General features: G+C 71.3%; 2 protein-coding genes. One reads left to right on the top strand and one right to left on the bottom strand.

All coding sequences use genetic code 11. From position 1 onward, the window contains the following. Nucleotides 1–401 (bottom strand): TetR/AcrR family transcriptional regulator (locus tag G6024_RS06585; protein ID WP_159148330.1); only part of this gene is annotated, 401 nt, incomplete at its 3' end. 85 nt (nt 402–486) lie between these two features. On the opposite strand from G6024_RS06585, the gene G6024_RS06580 reads away from it, so the two are divergent. Next, on the top strand, nt 487–1,837 hold a 1,351-nt coding region (locus G6024_RS06580; RefSeq protein ID WP_159148329.1), incomplete at its 3' end, for an MFS transporter.

Raw genomic sequence — 1,837 nt, 5'->3', positions numbered from 1 at the left:
TGCAGAGGCTCGGTATAGGACTCGACCACGCTGCGGCGGAGCCTGCCCACCTCGTCGTCGTCACCGGCGTCGCGGCCCATCGCCAGCCACCCCAACATCGACTGCTGGAGCGGCGCGTCCTGGATGAGCTGCGTCATCGAGGCGGCCAGGTGCACGAGCTGCTCCCGGACGGGCAGGTCGGCCGGGGGGCGTGTCGGGGTGGGCAGCAGTCGCCGGAACGCCGCGGCGATGAGCGAGTCCGTCGACGGGAAGTTGCGGTACAGGGTGGTGCGGGCGACCCCCGACAGCCGGGTCACCGCGTCGACGGTCACGGCCGCCGCGCCGCCGGACAGCAACAGCGACGCCGCCGCGTCGAGCAACTTGCCCTGCGAGCGGGCGCGCCGCGGATCCGGGGTCGACATGGCCTCCATTGTGGCCTGTCCGGTGCGCTAGGGTGGGCGCACCATGCGATACCGACGGTATCGTTTCCGTGGAGCGGAGGCAGATATGTTGGAGATGAGTGCGGGTCGGCGGCGGTGGCTGCTGGTCGTCAACCTCGTGGCCGTGTCCCTGGTGGTGGCCACGATGTCCGCCCTGTACACGTCCCTGCCGGACATCGCCGTGGACATCGGTGCCACCCAGGCCGAGCTGACGTGGATCGTCGACTCCTACACGCTGGCACTGGCGGCGCTCGTCCTCACCGCCGGTGCGCTGGGGGACCGCTTCGGCCGCCGGGCCACGCTCATCGTGGGCCTGGCGCTGTTCACCGTCTCCTCGGCGCTGCCCCTGTGGTTGGACTCGCCGCTGTGGGTGATCATGCTCCGTGCGGTGGCCGGTGTCGGCGCCGCCTTCGTCATGCCCTCCACGTTGTCCCTGCTCACGGCAAGCTTCCCGCCGGATCGCCGGGGTGCGGCCGTGGGCATGTGGGCCGGCTTCGCCGGGGTCGGCGGCATCATCGGCCTGCTCGGATCCGGGCTCATGCTCAAGGTGTGGACCTGGAAGGCGATCTTCGGCGTGTACGCCGTCATCGGCCTGGTCGTCCTGGTCGCCGCCTTCACCATCGGCGAGTCCGTGGCCTCCCGCGTCGGCAGGCCGGACGTCTTCGGGGCGGTCTTCTCCGCCCTCGCGGTGGGCGGGGTGGTCTTCGGACTCATCGAGGGCGCGCACACCAGCTACTCCGAGCCGCTGGTGATCGTGGCGCTCCTCGTTGCGGCGGTGAGCGTCGTGGCCTTCGTCCTGGTCGAGCTGTGCGTCGCGGACCCCCTGCTCGACGTGCGTTACTTCCGCCGACGCGGGTTCACCACCGGCTCGGTGTCGGTGGCGCTGCAGTTCCTCACCATCTTCGGGTTCTTCCTGCTCATCGTGCAGTTCCTCCAGCTGGTCAAGGACTACGACGCCCTGTCCGCCTCGCTGGCCCTGGCTCCGATGGTCGTGCCGGTCATGGTCTTCTCGCTGCTGTCCCCGCGCATCACCGCGGCCGTGGGGCTGCGGGCGGTGTCCGTGGTGGGCGTGGGGGCCATCGCGGCCGGGATGGTCTTCCTCTCCCGGCTGTCCGTGGACTCCGGGTACTGGGACATCCTCTGGCCCATGCTCGTCGCGAGTATCGGGCTCGGCTTGTCGACCGCGCCTGCCACGTCGGCGATCGTCTCGGACGTCCCGTCCGACGAGCAGGGCGTGGCCGCCGCCGTCAACGACGCGATGCGTGAGGTCGGCGCCGCGATCGGCATCGCGCTGTCGGGCAGCATCCTGGCCGGGCGCTACGCCGCGGGGATCGTCGACGTCCTGCCCGGCGTCCCCGAGGCCGGCCGGCAGGCGGTCGAGAGTTCCTTCGCCGGCGCCCGCGAATTCGGCGCCGCGG

The organism is Dietzia maris (assembly GCF_014144855.1).
Classification (GTDB): Bacteria; Actinomycetota; Actinomycetes; order Mycobacteriales; family Mycobacteriaceae; genus Dietzia; species Dietzia kunjamensis.
This window is presented reverse-complemented; position numbering and strand designations above follow the sequence as displayed.